The organism is Desulfurispirillum alkaliphilum, assembly GCF_055378285.1.
On record NZ_AP042405.1, the window covers coordinates 1,056,096 to 1,072,069 of the forward strand.

At 59.2% G+C, this 15,974-nt stretch carries 13 protein-coding genes and 1 pseudogene; all 14 read left to right on the forward strand.

Annotated features, from left to right (window positions below; genetic code table 11):
• Window positions 1–250: 250 nt before the first annotated feature.
• The 14 genes and pseudogenes from ACZ46I_RS04855 (at window position 251) to ACZ46I_RS04920 (ending at window position 15,924) form a co-directional block, all read left to right on the forward strand.
• Window positions 251–613, forward strand: coding sequence for a hypothetical protein (locus ACZ46I_RS04855; protein WP_464281622.1), 363 nt, complete (start codon window positions 251–253; stop codon window positions 611–613).
• Window positions 614–734: 121 nt separating this feature from the next.
• Window positions 735–1,634, forward strand: a complete 900-nt coding sequence (locus ACZ46I_RS04860) for a DUF4405 domain-containing protein (RefSeq protein WP_464281623.1) — start codon at window positions 735–737, stop codon at window positions 1,632–1,634.
• Entirely contained in the window at window positions 1,631–2,584 is a 954-nt protein-coding gene (locus tag ACZ46I_RS04865; RefSeq protein WP_464281624.1) for a hypothetical protein, read from the forward strand. Before ACZ46I_RS04860 ends, ACZ46I_RS04865 begins: the two co-directional genes overlap by 4 nt.
• Window positions 2,560–2,976, forward strand: coding sequence for a hypothetical protein (locus ACZ46I_RS04870; protein WP_464281625.1), 417 nt, complete (start codon window positions 2,560–2,562; stop codon window positions 2,974–2,976). Before ACZ46I_RS04865 ends, ACZ46I_RS04870 begins: the two co-directional genes overlap by 25 nt.
• A gap of 1 nt (window position 2,977) precedes the next feature.
• On the forward strand, window positions 2,978–4,573 hold the full coding sequence (locus tag ACZ46I_RS04875; protein ID WP_464281626.1) for a sensor histidine kinase: 1,596 nt from the start codon (window positions 2,978–2,980) through the stop codon (window positions 4,571–4,573).
• A gap of 2 nt (window positions 4,574–4,575) precedes the next feature.
• A complete protein-coding gene (locus tag ACZ46I_RS04880; protein WP_464281839.1) occupies window positions 4,576–5,907 on the forward strand; it encodes a sigma-54-dependent transcriptional regulator in 1,332 nt (443 codons plus the stop codon).
• 108 nt (window positions 5,908–6,015) lie between these two features.
• Window positions 6,016–6,801 (forward strand): nickel/cobalt transporter, encoded by a 786-nt coding sequence (locus ACZ46I_RS04885; protein WP_013507032.1) that lies wholly within the window; start codon window positions 6,016–6,018, stop codon window positions 6,799–6,801.
• 1 nt (window position 6,802) lies between these two features.
• The gene (locus ACZ46I_RS04890; protein ID WP_041726128.1) at window positions 6,803–7,378 is read left to right on the forward strand and encodes a DUF1007 family protein; all 576 of its coding nucleotides are present in this window, start codon (window positions 6,803–6,805) and stop codon (window positions 7,376–7,378) included.
• 291 nt (window positions 7,379–7,669) lie between these two features.
• Window positions 7,670–8,212 carry a c-type cytochrome gene (locus ACZ46I_RS04895; RefSeq protein WP_464281627.1) on the forward strand — a complete coding sequence of 181 codons (543 nt, stop codon included), beginning with the start codon at window positions 7,670–7,672 and terminating at the stop codon, window positions 8,210–8,212.
• Window positions 8,209–11,832, forward strand: a pseudogene (locus tag ACZ46I_RS04900) (nitrate reductase subunit alpha). The gene ACZ46I_RS04895 and the pseudogene ACZ46I_RS04900 overlap by 4 nt, the downstream one beginning before the upstream one ends.
• A gap of 49 nt (window positions 11,833–11,881) precedes the next feature.
• Entirely contained in the window at window positions 11,882–13,363 is a 1,482-nt protein-coding gene (gene narH / locus ACZ46I_RS04905; protein ID WP_464281628.1) for a nitrate reductase subunit beta, read from the forward strand.
• 11 nt (window positions 13,364–13,374) lie between these two features.
• Window positions 13,375–13,932 (forward strand): nitrate reductase molybdenum cofactor assembly chaperone, encoded by a 558-nt coding sequence (narJ, locus tag ACZ46I_RS04910; RefSeq protein ID WP_464281629.1) that lies wholly within the window; start codon window positions 13,375–13,377, stop codon window positions 13,930–13,932.
• Complete coding sequence (gene narI, locus ACZ46I_RS04915) at window positions 13,925–14,608, forward strand: respiratory nitrate reductase subunit gamma (protein WP_464281630.1); 684 nt, start codon at window positions 13,925–13,927, stop codon at window positions 14,606–14,608. The genes narJ and narI overlap by 8 nt, the downstream gene beginning before the upstream one ends.
• Window positions 14,609–14,649: 41 nt before the next feature.
• Complete coding sequence (locus tag ACZ46I_RS04920) at window positions 14,650–15,924, forward strand: MFS transporter (RefSeq protein WP_013507025.1); 1,275 nt, start codon at window positions 14,650–14,652, stop codon at window positions 15,922–15,924.
• Window positions 15,925–15,974 lie beyond the last annotated feature (50 nt).

A 15,974-nucleotide genomic window follows, 5' to 3' on the forward strand; every position in this document is an offset into this window, starting at 1 on the left:
ACCGGTGGGCTTTTTCAACAATAGTCCCCTGAAGAGCCCGCTGAATCCCCTTCCCTCTCGACAAAAATGTCGAGCCGTGACAGGATCTGTCGCCTTTTCCTGCCTCTGCTGAATTGTAAAGCATTTTCTATTAATGTTTTGTCGTGTTGGCACGCCAGTTGCTCACATGGAAAGTGTTTCCCGAGCCAGCATACGGGAGCTGGCAACTTTACCCCTCCAGATGGAGGAAACACTTTTCAAGGAGCTTACCATGAAAAAGCACATGAACCCTTTGCGCACTGCCGCCTCAATCGCCTTTATTGCCTTTGCTGCCTTTACTTTTATTGCGCCCGCTGCTGCCCAGACTGACACCCGTCCAGCCCCTGGCACCTTCTGGGTGGACACCACGGGAGATGGTGTGGCGGACAGCCGCCCCACCCGTGGTACCGGCGCTGGCCGCAACGCCGGCGAAAATTTTGTCGATGCGAACGGTGATGGCAACTGCGACAATTTTGTCGGCCGCGAAGCCCTGCGTAAAGAACGACGCAGTGAGCGTGCAGCTCTGGGTGCCCGCAATGCCGATCGTGCTCGTGGCAACAGCGAGTCCAGTGGCGGTGGTGGACCCCGCCGCTAAGCGGAGTTTTTCCCGGCATCGCTTTTCACTCCACCACACGCAGAGATCTTTTCTGCCGGTGGAGTGACATGGCGGCCCCCCTTGCCCGTGGGGGTACACATTTTCTTTACTGGAGCTTTTCATGAGCGTTGCACCCACCAGGTCATTCCATGTGCGCGGATTTGTTTCCCTGTTTCTTACTCTGAACGCAATTCTTCTCACCATCAGCGGGCTTCTGCTTTATGTCATTCCGGAAGGCAGGGTTGCCCGCTGGGCGGGGTGGCATTTCCTGGGTGTTGACAAGGGCGGCTGGGAGGCCATGCACACCATTGCCTCTTTTGCCTTCATCGTCGCCGTGATTTTCCATATTCTCTATAACTGGAAAGTGCTGCTCTTCTACCTGCGCAACCGTGCTACGCGGGCTTTCAGCCTCAAAGGGGAACTGCTGGCCAGCCTTGGACTGACCGGGCTGCTGGTCTTTGGCAGCATCAGCCTCTTTCCTCCCTTTGGCACTATTATGGAGCTGGGAGGGCACCTCAAGGAGGCCTGGTATGGTCAGGATGTCCAGGCACCCTACGGGCACGCGGAGCAGTCGCCCCTGAGGGTTCTGGCCAGTCGCCAGGGGTTTGACCTGACGGCTGCGCTAGAGGTTCTGCGCGAAGCAGGGGTGTCGGTGACTTCAGGCGAACAGAGTCTTGAAGAGCTCTACGCCCTTTCGGGTATCTCTCCCATGGCGCTTTATAATGCCATTCAGGACGATCCTCGTACGCTGCCCGCCCCTGTTCCCGTCAACCCGGCGCTTCGTGATGACGCTGCTGCCGTTGCCCCTTCGGGCCTCGGGCGCATGAGCCTGGAGCAGGTATGCCGTGAGCATGGCATAGCCCTGGAACACGCTCTGCAGGCACTGAGGCATCAGGGAATTGTCGCCCAGGGCAGCGAAACCCTGCGCGTTATTGGTGAGCGGGTCGGGATCACGCCGACCCGGATTTATGAGTTGATAGGGGCGGCAGAAACGGATTCGGGAAGTCGTCTGGAATTATGAAATATTCCCATCTGAAGCGATCAGTGTTCTTTTCCTGCAGCCTTGCCATCGCGTGCAGCAGCGCAGCATCAGCTGTGACGGCAACGGTGGGGACAGGGGTTGGTTATGAGACGTATAACCATGCGGATAATGAACATTCATGGAGTGCCGTATTTGTACAACCCTCCCTTGAGCTGTTCCATGAAGTGCTGCCGGAAGACGGTGGCACGGTTCTGAGTTTCAGCGGGCACCTGAGCACGCGTGTCTATGAAAGTCGCCACGACCAGCGCAGGGCGGGCGCAGGCGCTGCCCTGGAAGTTCCCCTGGCAGAAGGTTTGCTGGGGCGTCTGGGGCTGGATATTGTGGATTTCCGCGATGAAGAGGAGGTGATCGACTCCTTTCGCGGTGTTCAGGGCGCAGTATCCCTGTACTGGCAGGCTGCTGATCGCGTCAGGTTGGGAGTCAGCCACTTTCGAGGCGAAGACCGCTTTCAGGATGTCTCTGGTGAGGAAAGCGCTATTTCCGGCCGTGGATCGGGTTGGCGTAACACCAGCATCAACAGTTTCTCAACGCCGGGGGCAAAGGAGGTGTATCAGACCACAGAGGCTTCTGTCCTGTGGTATCTGAATGCTTCCCTGGATGTCAATGTACATCTGGCCTCTACTCGGGTATCATCAAGCTTTCCCGGAGAAGGATATACGGGGAGTGAAGCCGGCATGGGGCTGCACTGGTTTCTCTCGGAATACCTGATTGTCAGTCTTGGCGCAATCAAGGCAAACAGGCGCTTTGTCGACGGTAACGAGCTTGAGCCGTATCGTGAAGACGCGCTTTCCACAACGGTGGGTATAGGCTGGTACCGGGGGCCGGTGGAATTGCGCTTGCAGTGGTTTCACCATGATCTTGACTCGCAGCCACCCCACAGCAGTTACCGTCGGGAGGTAACCCAATGCGTTCTCTACTGGTCTTTCTGAACGCCCTGCTCATCTGCATGTTTTTATCCCCTGTTTCGGTCAGCGCCGAAATGATTCAGGGGCGCGTTGTCGCGATTGATCCGGAAAAGGGAGAAATGCATATAGAGCTGGATACTCCGGCTGATGTCACCGGGGAGTCGCTGCTCACTGTGCATTTCAGCCAGGAACAGATAGAGCGCTGGAGCCAGCAGATGCGCCCCGATGCCGTGGTACGTCTGCGCGGCGAGGCCCTTGATGCCCAGGGGCACATCCGCCTGCAGCACATTGCGCCGCGCATGGGTTTGGGGCCTCAGCGCGAGGATCGTACCGGTGTGCGCTCCCGCCTGGGCGAGTCCCGGCAGGGGCATGGCGCTGGTGCCGGCTTGGGCTCCCAGCGGGGAAGGAGGCCCTGATATGGTCACTGCTGCACCGCCACACTCTCCTCTGAGTTCTCCGATTCCCCGCGCCAGTCGCTATCGTCGCGGCAATATACTGGTTATTGGCCTGCTGATTCTTCTGACCCTGATCTACTTCTCCTGGCAGGCCAGCCACAATACCCGCACCTTCTCCGAGCACACTGCCGAGCAGGCCCAGCTGCTGGCAGAGGTTCTCCTGCTCAATACCCGTACTGCCACCACGACGGGCCAGCTGCTCAGCAGCACCGCCCATATTTTCCTCAGCAGTACCGCTGAGTTTATCGCCTACCTCAACAGCATTGAACCCTTTACCGATGATGAGCTTACGGCTTTTGCCCAGGAGGCGGGGCTGGCCGGAATACGCATCGCTTCAGCGGCCGGGCCTCAGCAGCTGGTGGAGGGTCCCCGGGGCTGGCTGGGGGAAACCATTGGAGAGGATGAGGGCTTTTTTCACCTGCGGGAGCAGAAGCTTTTTGTCCTCAGCCGCCTCTCCCCCCAGGAGGATTATCGTATTCAGGTGGGGTTTGACGCGAGTGCTCTGCATCTCCTGGAGGAGCGAAGCGGTCTGGAGGCGATGCTTGGTTCACTGGGAGCTCTGCCCCATATGAAACGCGTTGAAGTGATGGACAGCCCGCCCCCTGGTTTCTCGGATCAGCGGGATACCGGTATTCAGATGCTTCCGCGTTCCCGCGAGGTCGTCATTACCCTGCCCCTGGATGGCGGAAAGTGGCTGGTGGTCAATCAGAATGCCGATCACTATTACGACCGGGTGCAGCGTCTGTGGGGGGAGTTCGTTGTTTTCAGTGCTCTGCTGATTCTGGTGGGGCTGCTGTTTGCCTGGCTCCTCTCACGCATGCAGCAGGCGCACCTGGCGACGGTCCAGGCCGCCGAGCGTCAGCTGGCCCAGCAGCATGAGGATGCCACCATCGGGCGCGCCACTGCCACCATCAGCCATGAGATCAAAAATCCGTTGAATGCCATCAGTATGGGTCTGCAGCGCCTTTCCATGGAGGTGCCGCAACTGGAGCCGGAGCAGCAGGAGCTGCTGTACTCCATGCGTTCTGCCGTGGAGCGCACCAGCCGTATTGTCAGCGCCCTTAGGGAGTACGCCCACCCGGTACAGCCCAGGTGCCAGCAGATTGATCCGCAGCAGCTGGTCTCCTCGGTGCTGTCCCTTTATCGTAATGGCTTTACGCAACAGGATATTACTGTTGAGGTTGACTGGCAGTTCACGGGGAGTCTGAGTGCTGACCCCGAACTGCTCTGCCAGGCGCTGGAGAATCTGGTGAAAAATGCCCTTGAGGCTGCTCCCCACGGTGGTCGACTGACGGTGGGTCTGTACCGTCAGGAGCATCATCTGGTGATGATATTGGAGAACAGTGGATACGATGGATCATCTGTCCACATGGATCATCTGCTGGAGCCCTATGTGACCAGCAAGACCCAGGGCAGTGGCCTGGGTCTGCCCATTGCCCGGCGCATTGTGGAGGCCCATGGCGGTCAGCTGTTCCTGGAGAGCCCCCAGACTGGTATTTTCCGCGTGACGGTGGTGCTTCCCGCCGGGGGAACGTGTCAGCAAAGGAGTCAGCTGTGAGCATAAAAATCCTTATTGTCGATGACGAGGCCATGCAGCGCCAGATGCTGGAAGGTTTTTTACTCAAACAGGGCTTCGAGGTTCTGACGGCGGCCAATGCCGCGCAGGCCCTTGAAATTTTTCAACGCCTGCCGGTGCACCTGGTTCTTCTCGACCATCGCATGCCCGATATGAATGGCGACCAGTTGCTGGCCGAGCTCAAGGCGATCAATCCCCTGGTGCGCGCCATAATGGTCACCGCCTATGGTGCCGTCGACATGGCGGTTGAGGTTATGAAGCTGGGGGCGGTGGATTTTCTGGAAAAACCAGTGGATCTGACCCAGCTGCTGGGCAAGCTGCAGGAGCTGGCCCAGGATATCGTGGTGAGCGATGAGGTCCAGGAGGTGAATGGCCACCTGGCTGAGCGTCAGCTTCCCATGACGGTGGCCGGGGATTCACCCCCAATGCGTCAGCTCCTCTCCATGGTGCGGCGCATCGCTCCTTCACCCTGGACAGTGCTGATTCACGGTGAGACGGGAACGGGCAAGGAGCTCTTTGCCAATCTCATTCACCAGCTGAGTGATCGCAGTGATGGCCCTTTTGTGGCCCTTAACTGCGCCGCTATCCCGGAAAACCTCTTTGAGTCGGAGCTCTTTGGCCATGAGAAGGGGGCCTTCACCGGAGCCATCAGCCGCAAGCGGGGTCGCTTTGAGCAGGCCCGGGGCGGGACGCTCTTTCTCGATGAGGTGGGTGAGCTGCCTCTGGCCATGCAGGCCAAGCTGCTGCGTGTTCTGCAGGAAAAACGTATAAGCAGGGTTGGCGGTGAGGAGGAGATTGCTGTGGATGTGCGACTTATTGCCGCGACTAACCGCAACCTGCTGGAGATGTCGCGCAGGGGAGATTTTCGCGAAGATCTTTACTATCGGCTTAACGTCCTGGAGCTGGAGATTCCCCCGCTGCGCCACCGGCGTGAGGATATACCCGCCTTTGTCGACTTTTTCCTGCGTCGCTTTGGTATGGAGCAGGTACGCTTTTCTGCTGAGGCCCTGAATATGCTCGTGAAGTATCCTTTTCCTGGCAATGTGCGTGAACTGGAGCATCTGCTTCAGCGCACGGTGACCCTGGCGCGGGGGAAGACGATCACTCCGGCCGACCTGCCACCGGAAATTGTCCACTATAGCCAGCAGAAGCAGAGTGCCTCCCTGGATGAGCGACTGGCTGACCTTGAGCGCCATATTCTGCAGGAAGCTCTGCAGCGCCACGACTGGGTGCAGACCCGCGCGGCCCAGGAGCTGGGCATCAGTGAACGGGTGTTGCGCTACAGGATGGCCAGGCTGCAGATTCTCCGCCAGTAGCGTCGGTTCGCTTTGACAGCAGGGAGGAACTGGGGTATTTTCTCTGCCGTAACAGCCGCGGTTTTCGACGCTTTACCACTGCCGTCACAGCCGTTTGAGGAGAAAATCATGTTCCAGCGCCTTCTGTCTGAATTGATGCAGCTGCAGGCCCAGCTTAACGCCCAGCTTTCCTCCCTGTTTCGCCAGCTGGAAAGCGGTGGCCTGGAAGCGGTTCTCCTGTTGCTGGGAGTGGCTTTTCTCTATGGCGCTCTGCATGCCGCTGGCCCCGGCCACGGCAAGACGCTGGTGGCCGGATACTTTCTGGCCAGGGATGCCCGGCTTTCATCCGCCCTGCTTGCCAGTGCTCTGGTTGCCCTGATTCACGCGATCTCGGGGTTGGCGGTTTCCCTTACCATCTATTTTGCAGCTCGGGCAACATTTCGCCAGAGCTTTGCCGAAACAGAAGCGCTTATGATGAATGTTTCGGGCATACTGATTATACTGGTCGGCGTGTGGCTGCTGTGGCGATTTGTGCGCAGTGGCCGCTCCTGCGGGTGTCAGCATCACCACGGCGAAGAGGTTCCGATTCTGGCCTCCGATCGTCGGGGAATTTTCAGCCTGGCTTTGGCGGCGGGTATTGTGCCCTGCCCCGGCGTCATGACGGTGCTGCTCTTCGCCCTGCTGCTGGGTCAGCTGGCTGTGGGAATAGCCGCCACGGTGGCCATGAGTGTCGGCATGGGTCTGACTATCTGTCTGGTGGCTCTGGCAACGGTCAAGACTCGCAGTGTCAGCAGACACACAAAATTGCCCATCGCCCGCTTTTTCTCTCTGGCAGGACCGCTGGTGGTTATTGGCGTCGGTATCCTGCTGCTGCTGGCCGAGCCCATGTCAACGGGAGGTGGCCGCTTTGGTTAACATGGCCCGGAAATTCTCACCCGTCGCCGTTATCGTGTTGATGCTGGCTTGCCTGTCGACGGTACCGGCTGTGGCTCACCCCCATATGTTTATAGACGCTTCCTATCACCTGCATATTCACAGAAGCCACCTGGAGCGCATTGATGTGGAGTGGCGTTTTGATGAGATGAATACCGCTCTCTATCTCATGGATTTTGACCGCAACGGGAACGGGCAGATTGATCCGCCCGAAGAAGAGGTCATCCGCCAGCGCATTTTCAACCAGCTTGGTCCATACAGCTATTTCACCCATATTTTTCTTGATGACAAGGCCGCCAATGCTCCTCTGCAGGGCGAGAATTTCCGGGTTACCGTAGAAGGCAACAAGCTGGTCATGCGCTTTGAGCTGCGCACGAACCTTCTCCTTCCCCCGGGTAGGAAGATTGGCGTCTATGCCGCTGATGAAGAGGGGTTCATGGCTCTGGACATCAAGACCGAGCGCATCGCCTTTACCGGAGTGCAACCAGCATTCTCCCTTGGCGAGCGACGTTTCGGCATGTTCTACGCCCAGGGCTTCCGCTTTACTCAGCCCAACTGAGCGCGCTTTTTCCGTTACCCTGAAAGGCATTTTCCGTCACCTCATTTGCGTTGCCACGCACAGATTCAATCTTAAAAAGAACCAGTCCTGTCAGTACTTGTTTTTATGTTCACTGAACGGCGTTTTCCGGAAATGAGATGCGCTGCAAGTTCAAATCTTCACGAAAACAAGTGTTTAAGTGAATGAATTATCTTGGCCATTTCTTGATGTAGATCAATTTTCTTTAAATAAAATAGCGTTTTACTCTTGGTATCGTGCTTGATTGAACAGCATGGTCAAGGAGGTAAACGCATGATGTATTCAGGACGTTTCGGTATCTGCGCGCTGGCGGTCATCGGCTTTCTGTTTGTCCTTGCCGGCTCTGCCTGCTCTGCGCCAGGCAGTGTTGACGACGGGCGGCAATGGTATTTTGGCGGTGCGGCCTACGCCAATGGAGGGGCATCCTGTATTGCCTGCCATGGCCTGGGCGCCGCCGAGTTTGGCGTGGCCGGCAACGCCAGTCTGGCCAGTGACCTGACTTATCTCTCCCATTTCCTCAGCCCCGAAGGGATACAGACTCTTCTGGAAAACCTGCACCACTTCCCCACCATGGCGGCCATCTATCGGGAGCGTCCACTGACCGAGGACGAAAGGCGACATGTTACCGCCTTTCTCGCCCAGTCAGCTGAGAGCTCACCGGTTCGCGGCACGTCCTCTGGCTTTGTGCTCCATGGAGCATTGGGCGCCGCCATACTCTTTGGCCTTTTCTTTCTGTTGAGCCGGCGACGAAGTGCCGCCAGAGTTCAGCGGACCATGACACCCATTTCATCCACTGCAGGGAGGAAAAGTCTATGAGCTGGATACAGGATATCATCGACCCCCAGGCCCGCACCTGGGAAGATTTCTACCGTAACCGTCATCAGCACGATCGCGTGGTGCGCAGTACCCACGGGGTCAACTGCACCGGCAGCTGTTCGTGGAATGTGGCCGTCAAGGATGGCATTGTCGCCTGGGAGATGCAGGCCACTGACTATCCCCCGCTGGCAGGAGAGATTCCTCCCTATGAACCTCGGGGATGCCAGCGGGGCGCTTCCTGCTCTTGGTATCTCTACAGCCCGCTGCGGGTCAAATACCCCTATCTGCGTGGGGTACTGCAGGATCTGTGGCGCGAGGCCCGCTCCCAGCACGATGATCCGGTGGATGCCTGGACCTCCATCGTGGAGAGTCCCGAGAGCCGTCGCGCCTATCAGCAGGCCCGCGGCAAAGGGGGGTTCCGTCGTATCGACTGGGAGGAAGCGCTGGAAATGATTGCCGCTTCCACCATTTATACGATCAAGAAATACGGCCCCGACCGGGTCATCGGCTTTTCGCCCATTCCCGCCATGTCCATGCTCAGCTATGCGGCCGGCTCGCGTTTTCTGCAGCTGCTGGGCGGGGTGAACCTCTCCTTCTACGACTGGTACTGTGATCTGCCCAATGCTTCACCGGAAATCTGGGGGGAGCAGACCGATGTGGCCGAAAGTGCCGACTGGTATAACAGCAAGTTTATCGCGGTCATGGGTGCCAACCTGGGCATGACCCGCACTCCCGATGTGCACTTTCTGGCGGAGGCCCGGCACAACGGCACCAAGGTTGCGGTTCTCTCCCCCGATCTCAATATGACCTGCAAGTATGGCGACTGGTGGATTCCGGTGCATGCCAGCCAGGATGGTGCTTTCTGGATGGCGGTCAACCACGTGATTCTCAAGGAGTATCACCACGAGGCCCCGACGCCGGCATTCCTGGACTATGTGAATCGCTATACGGACAGTCCCTTTCTGATTGAACTGGAAAAGCGCCAGGACTCCTGGCAGCCCGGACGCATGGTGCCCGCTGCGAAACTGGCACCTTACCGGGAGGTGGAAAACGGGGAGTTCAAGTTCCTGGTCTGGGATGAGACGAGCAGTGCTCCCCGCATGCCCCTGGGGTCCCTCGGCTTTCGCTGGCAGGAGCGCAAGGGTGAGTGGAACCTGAAGATGGAAGATGGTCTCGATGGCAAGCCCATCAGTCCGCGCCTGAGCTTCGCCGATGAAAATGACGAGGTGCTGAAAGTCCGGTTCGATGACTTTGCCGGAACGGAGAAGCTCCTGCGCAGCGTTCCCGTGCGCTACGTGGAAAGTGATCGCGGCACCATTGCTGTCACCACGGTGTATGACCTGCTGATGGCCCAGTTCGGCGTGGCCCGGCCCGGTGTCGCCGAGGGCTGCGCCCGTGACTTTGATGACGAAACGGCACCCTAGACCCCGGCCTGGCAGGAAAAGTACAGTGGGGTGGGCCGCGACACTGTGATCCGCTTTGCCCGGGAGTGGGCGGATACCGCTCAGCGCACCGATGGCAAGTGTTCCATCATCATCGGTGCCGGCATCAACCACTGGTATCATGCCAATCTCACCTACCGTGCCGGGATTGTGGCCCTCATGCTGTGTGGCTGTGTGGGCAAGAATGGCGGTGGACTCAATCACTATGTGGGGCAGGAAAAACTGGCTCCCATGGCTCCCTGGCTGACCATTGCCGGAGCCCTGGACTGGACCAGGCCGCCACGTTTCCAGAACACTCCCTCTTTTCACTATGTGCACAGCGATCAGTGGCGTTATGAGCGGGCGGTTGACGAAGAGCAGCTGAATCCGGCGAGCCATGATGGTCCCCTGGCAGGCGGGCACACCATGGATCATCAGGTACGGGCGGTCAAGCGCGGCTGGCTGCCGTTTTTCCCTCAGTTCAACCGCAATTCCCTGGATCTGGCTGCTGCTGCCCAGGCCGACGGAGCCAAGGACGCCCCTGCCATCGTCGCCTGGTCTGTCGAACAGCTCAAACAGAAGCAACTGCACTTTGCGGTGGAGGACCCCGACGCCCCCGAAAACTGGCCGCGCCTGTGGTTTATCTGGAGGGGCAATGCCCTCTCTTCCAGTGCCAAGGGGCAGGAGTACTTTTTCAAGCACTATCTGGGTACCCACTCCAGCGCCATTGCCCCTGAGACTGCTCGCGATGGTGTCACGGAAGCGGTCTGGCGTGAAAAGGCTCCCGAGGGCAAACTGGATCTGGTGGTGGATATCAATTTCCGCATGGATACCAGCGCCCTGTATTCGGATCTGGTGCTGCCCACGGCCACCTGGTACGAAAAAGATGACCTGAATACCACGGACATGCATTCCTTCATCCACCCGCTGCAGGCGGCGGTAGCGCCCTGCTGGGAGGCTCGTCCCGACTGGGAGATCTTCCAGAACATCGCCCGCAAGGTCAGTGAGCTGGCGCTAGTGCACCTGCCCGAGCCCATCCTGGATGTGGTGGCGGTGCCCTTGCAGCACGATACTCCCGCGGAAATGGCCCAGCGCGAGGTGCGCGACTGGAGCCGTGGCGAATGTGAGCCCATTCCCGGGAAAACCATGCCGGGCCTGGTGGTGGTGGAGCGCAACTACGTGGACCTCTACCAGCGCATGCTCTCCCTGGGGCCGGGGGCCCGTGAGAATGGCCTGAGCATGCACGGCCTTACCTGGTCGGTGCAGCCCGAATACGACGAATTGCTGGCCTCGCGCCCGGTGCACCAGTGGGATGGTCAGTGCTATCCATCGCTGGAAAGGGCGTCCGATGCCGCCAATATCATCATGCACCTGGCACCGGAGACCAATGGCGAGGTGGCCTACCGCGCCTTTGTGGCCGAGGAGAAGAAGGTGGGGCTGCCCCTGGTGGATCTGGCAGAGAAAAACCGCAGTGTGCGCACCAGCTTCGAGGATATCGCCCGCCAGCCCCGCCGTCTGCTCACCAGCCCCTGCTGGACGGGTATCAGTAATGATGGTCGCGCCTACAGCGCCTACTGCCTCAATGTGGAGCGCCTGGTGCCCTGGCGGACCCTGACCGGACGTCAGCACTTCTACCTGGATCACCAGAGCTATCTGGCCTACGGTGAACACCTGCCTACCTATAAGCCGAAACTGGAGGCCGCTCTGCTGCAGGATCTGGTGGCCAGTGAACCGGAAGGTCGGACCATCGCCCTGAACTATCTGACCCCCCATGGCAAGTGGGGTATTCACTCCACCTATGGTGATAACCACCGCATGCTTACCCTGTCACGGGGCCTGCATCCCCTGTGGATCAATGACCGGGATGCCGCCCGCATCGACCTGCAGGACAATGACTGGGTCGAGGTGTACAACGACCACGGCGTTGTCATGACCCGGGCGGTGGTCAGCGCGCGTATTCCCGAGGGCATCGCCTTTATCTATCACGCTCCTGAGCGCACCGTCGGCGTGCCCAAATCGCCGCTGCGGGGAGGGCGGGGTGGCAGCCACAACAGCCTGATCCGCACCCGTCTCAAGCCAAATCTCATGGCCGGTGGCTACGGTCAGTTTACCTATGGCTTTAACTACTGGGGTCCCACCGGCACCAACCGGGATACTTTTGTGCTCATCCGCAAACTGGAAGGAGAGCCCCAATGGTAAGCCGTGAATTCCCTCTATTGCCTCAGAACGACCTTCAAGGAGGACGCTCATGAATATCCGGGCACAGGTCTCTTCCGTTTTTCATCTCGATAAGTGCATTGGCTGTCACACCTGCAGTGTCACCTGCAAGAATATCTGGACCGACCGCAAGGGCGCGGAATACATGTGGTGGAACAATGTGGAAACCAAGCCCGGCACGGGCTATCCCACCCGCTGGGAAGATCAGGAACACTACCGGGGAGGCTGGGATGGTGAAAAGCAGCCCCTGCAACTGCGCAGCGGCGGCAAGGGCAAGGGGCTGCTCAACCTCTTCCACAATCCTGACCTGCCCTCCATGGATGATTATTACGAGCCCTGGACTTACCGTTATCAGGATCTCTTCCAGGCCGGTCAGGGGAGTGATCAGCCTGTGGCCCGCTCCGTTTCCATGGTGACGGGGCAGCCCATGGACCCCCAAAGCGGGCCCAACTGGGATGATGACCTGGGTGGCTCCAGCCTCTACGCGGCCAATGACCCTTCACTGGAAGGTCTGACGCCCGATGAGCGTCAGCAGCTGTTTGCCACGGAGCGCATGGCCTTTTTCTATCTGCCCCGCCGCTGCAACCACTGTCTCAATGCGGCCTGTGTGGCAGGCTGTCCTTCGGGGGCAATCTACAAGCGCGGCGAAGACGGGGTGGTGCTGATCAATCAGGAGAAGTGTCGGGGCTGGCGCATGTGCGTCTCGGCCTGTCCGTACAAGAAGACCTACTATAACTGGACGGCGGGAAAGTCGGAAAAGTGTATCAGCTGCTATCCCCGTCTGGAGTCGGGGGAGATGCCTGGCTGCTATGCCAGCTGCGTGGGGCGTATCCGCTATATGGGGGTTCTGCTCTACGATGCCGACGGCATTGCCGCCACCGCCGGCCTGCCACCCCAGGAGCTGGCAGCGGCCCAGCGCGAACTCATCCTCAACCCCCATGATCCTGCCGTGATCGCCCAGGCTCGCCGTGATGGCATTCCGTTCCCCCTGCTGGAGGCCGCCCGGCAGTCCCCGGTGTATCGCTTCGTCAAGGAGTGGGGGCTGGCCTTGCCCCTGCATCCCGAATTCCGCACTCTGCCCATGCTTTTTTATGTGCCGCCCCTGCTGCCTGTGCTGGCCAAGGTGGAAGGCGGAGTGGCCGATATGGCCCAGGCGAGTTTCAGCAGTCTGGAGAAGGCGCGTCTGCCCCTGCGCTATCTGGCGAATCTTTTTGCCGGTGGGAATGAACAGGAGATTAAGGCGGTGTACCGACGCCTGATTGCCGTGCGGCTGCAGCGCCGGGCTGACAGCGTTGGCGATCTGAGTGCCGGCGAGGTGGAGCAGGCTGCTGCGATGGTGCCTCCGCAAATGGCGCGGGAGATCTATCGCATGAGCGCGCTGAGCAGCATCAAGGAGCGCATCGTCGTGCCGCCTATGGCCCGCGAAATGGCCATTGAGGCCCATACTGATCCCCATGAGCATCGCGGCGCCAATGGCTTTGGCGCGCGTCTTGCTCCCGCGCGTCGCTGGTAAAAGGTGCTCAGATGATAACCGCAGAACTCTATCGCTGTTTCAGTGTGCTCATGCGCTATCCCGATCTGCATATGGCGTCGGTGGCCCGCCAGGCGGCCCAGGCAGCCGCGTTTCTTCCCCAGACGGCACAACCCCTGGAATTCTTCTGCGGGGTTGCGGAGGATTCCGGAGTGAAGGTCATGCAGGAGGCCTACACCGCGGCCTTTGACCTGCAGCCCCTGGCCGCGCCCTATGTGGGCTACCACCTCTTCGGTGATGATGCCCGACGCGGGCAGTTCCTGATTCGGCTCCAGGAGATCTACCGTCAGCGGGGCATTACTCCTGATCCCGGTGAACTGGCGGATCACCTGGCGACGGTCCTGCGCTTTCTGGCGACCACGGCGGGTTCAACGGAACATGGTGCCCTCGCCAGGGACGCGCTGCTGCCAGCTGTCAGATCCATCCACGGAGCACTGGCCCAGGGAGAAAACCCCTATCGACATATCCTGCAGTCCCTTGAGTACTGTATTGATCGCTCTGTAACCACGCTCTGTACTGCTCCCCCCGATGTGGAGGTGTTCCATGCCTGATCTGTTCTTTTTTGCCATATTCCCCTATGTCGCGGTGGTTCTGGCAATCGGTGCCACCTGGTATCGCTACTCCCGCGACCGTTACTCCCACTCTTCGCACTCCTCGCAGTTCCTGGAGAGTCCCATGCTCTACTGGGGTTCGGTGCCCTGGCACATTGCGATTTTCCTGGTTCTGGCGGCCCATCTGCTGTCCTTTCTCTTTCCGGCGGCCTGGGCCACCTTGGCCGGTCGGCCCTTGCGCCTGTATCTGCTGGAGGTCACGGGGCTTGCCCTGGGAATCACCACGGTTATTGGCATTGCCCTGCTGATGGTACGTCGCTTTACCCGGCCACGGGTAAAGGTGGTGACCACCACCATGGACTGGGTGCTCCTGCTCCTTCTGCTGCTGCAGGTCATCAGTGGTGTCGTGATCGCCGTTACCCTGCGCTGGGGATCGGTGTGGTATCTGCATACGGCCACCCCCTGGCTGTGGTCGCTGTTCAGTTTGAGTCCGCAGGTGGAATACATGGCCAACCTGCCCTGGATTGTCAAATTCCACGCGGTCAACGCCTTTGTCCTGATCGCGGTACTCCCGTTCACCCGTCTGGTGCATGTGCTGAGCGTTCCCCTGGGCTATCTGTGGCGGCCAGCCCAGGTGGTTATCTGGAATCGCAGGCGCACCACTGGTAACAACTGAAGACACGCCCGGCTGCGCGGCCGGGCTTTTTCGAGGTGGCTATGGCAACACGTCAGAAGCAACAGATTTCGGTGCTCGTCATGAGCACGCTGGCTTTTACTGCCTGTTTCGCCGTCTGGGTCATGTTTTCCGTTATCGGTATTCCCATCAAGGATGAGCTGGGGCTCAGTGATACCCAGTTCGGCCTGCTGGCAGCTACGCCGATTCTCACGGGGTCGCTGATCCGCCTGCCGCTGGGAATGTGGACGGATACCTATGGCGGGCGCGTGGTTTTCACCCTGCTGATGATTTCCACTCTCATTCCCATCTGGTTGATCAGCGCGGCAACCACCTATTGGCACTTTCTGGTGCTGGGACTCTTTGTGGGCGTGGCGGGGGGCTCTTTTGCCGTTGGTATTGCCTATACCGGCCGCTGGTTCAGCCAGGAACGGCGCGGTTTTGCCATGGGGATTTTCGGCGCCGGTAACGCGGGAGCCGCCATCACCAAATTTGCGGCACCTACCCTGGTGGTGGTCTATGGCTGGCAGGCGGTCCCCAGAATCTATGCGGTGGCCATGGCGGTGGTCGTGATCCTGTTCTGGTTTTTCACCTACAGTGACCCCAGCCACCGGGTGGGGTCCCAGGTCACCATTCGCCAGCAGCTTTCAGCCCTGAAGGATATCCGGGTCTGGAAGTACTGTCAGTACTATTCCATTGTCTTCGGCGGTTATGTGGCGATCTCCCTGTGGCTGACCCGTTATTATATCAGTGAGTATGGATTCGGCATCCAGACAGCGGCGCTGATTGCCGCCATCTTCGTGTTGCCTTCGGGGGTGATCCGCGCTCTGGGCGGCTGGCTTTCCGATCGATTCGGGGCGCATACGGTCACCTGGTGGGTCATGTGGACTTCCTGCATCTGTCTCTTCCTGCTCTCCTATCCCCAGCACGAGGTGACTTTTCATACCCTGCGCGGTGAGGTGACGCTCAGCCTGGGTCTCAATGCCTGGGTTTTCACCTTGCTGCTCTTCATCGTGGGTATCGCCTGGGGCTTTGGCAAGGCTTCTGTCTTCAAGTACATCGGCGACGAATACCCCGAAAATATCGGCGTTATCTCGGGCATTGTGGGCCTGATCGGGGGTTTGGGGGGATTTCTCTTCCCGGTGCTCTTCGGGCTTCTGGTGGATCTGACGGCCATCAACAGCAGCATCTTCCTCTTTCTCTTCGGAGCAACCTGCTGGTCGCTGGTCTGGATGTACTCAACGGAGGTGCGGGGATTGAAGAACCTCAAGCTCATTGCGGCACGGGGGGACGAGCTTTCGAAGAGGGATCGCCCATGACCGCATCTGTACCGCACTTTCTGCCTCTTATTCTTTTCCTGGAGGAAATA

Bases quoted from the DNA above. Each gene is read 5' to 3' on its own strand.
- narI (WP_464281630.1), top strand. From the start codon at position 13,925: ATGCCTGATCTGTTCTTTTTTGCCATATTCCCCTATGTCGCGGTGGTT.
- ACZ46I_RS04920 (WP_013507025.1), top strand. From the start codon at position 14,650: ATGGCAACACGTCAGAAGCAACAGATTTCGGTGCTCGTCATGAGCACG.
- ACZ46I_RS04870 (WP_464281625.1), top strand. From the start codon at position 2,560: ATGCGTTCTCTACTGGTCTTTCTGAACGCCCTGCTCATCTGCATGTTT.
- narH (WP_464281628.1), top strand. From the start codon at position 11,882: ATGAATATCCGGGCACAGGTCTCTTCCGTTTTTCATCTCGATAAGTGC.
- ACZ46I_RS04885 (WP_013507032.1), top strand. From the start codon at position 6,016: ATGTTCCAGCGCCTTCTGTCTGAATTGATGCAGCTGCAGGCCCAGCTT.
- ACZ46I_RS04890 (WP_041726128.1), top strand. From the start codon at position 6,803: ATGGCCCGGAAATTCTCACCCGTCGCCGTTATCGTGTTGATGCTGGCT.
- ACZ46I_RS04895 (WP_464281627.1), top strand. From the start codon at position 7,670: ATGATGTATTCAGGACGTTTCGGTATCTGCGCGCTGGCGGTCATCGGC.
- ACZ46I_RS04875 (WP_464281626.1), top strand. From the start codon at position 2,978: ATGGTCACTGCTGCACCGCCACACTCTCCTCTGAGTTCTCCGATTCCC.
- ACZ46I_RS04865 (WP_464281624.1), top strand. From the start codon at position 1,631: ATGAAATATTCCCATCTGAAGCGATCAGTGTTCTTTTCCTGCAGCCTT.
- ACZ46I_RS04855 (WP_464281622.1), top strand. From the start codon at position 251: ATGAAAAAGCACATGAACCCTTTGCGCACTGCCGCCTCAATCGCCTTT.
- ACZ46I_RS04860 (WP_464281623.1), top strand. From the start codon at position 735: ATGAGCGTTGCACCCACCAGGTCATTCCATGTGCGCGGATTTGTTTCC.
- narJ (WP_464281629.1), top strand. From the start codon at position 13,375: ATGATAACCGCAGAACTCTATCGCTGTTTCAGTGTGCTCATGCGCTAT.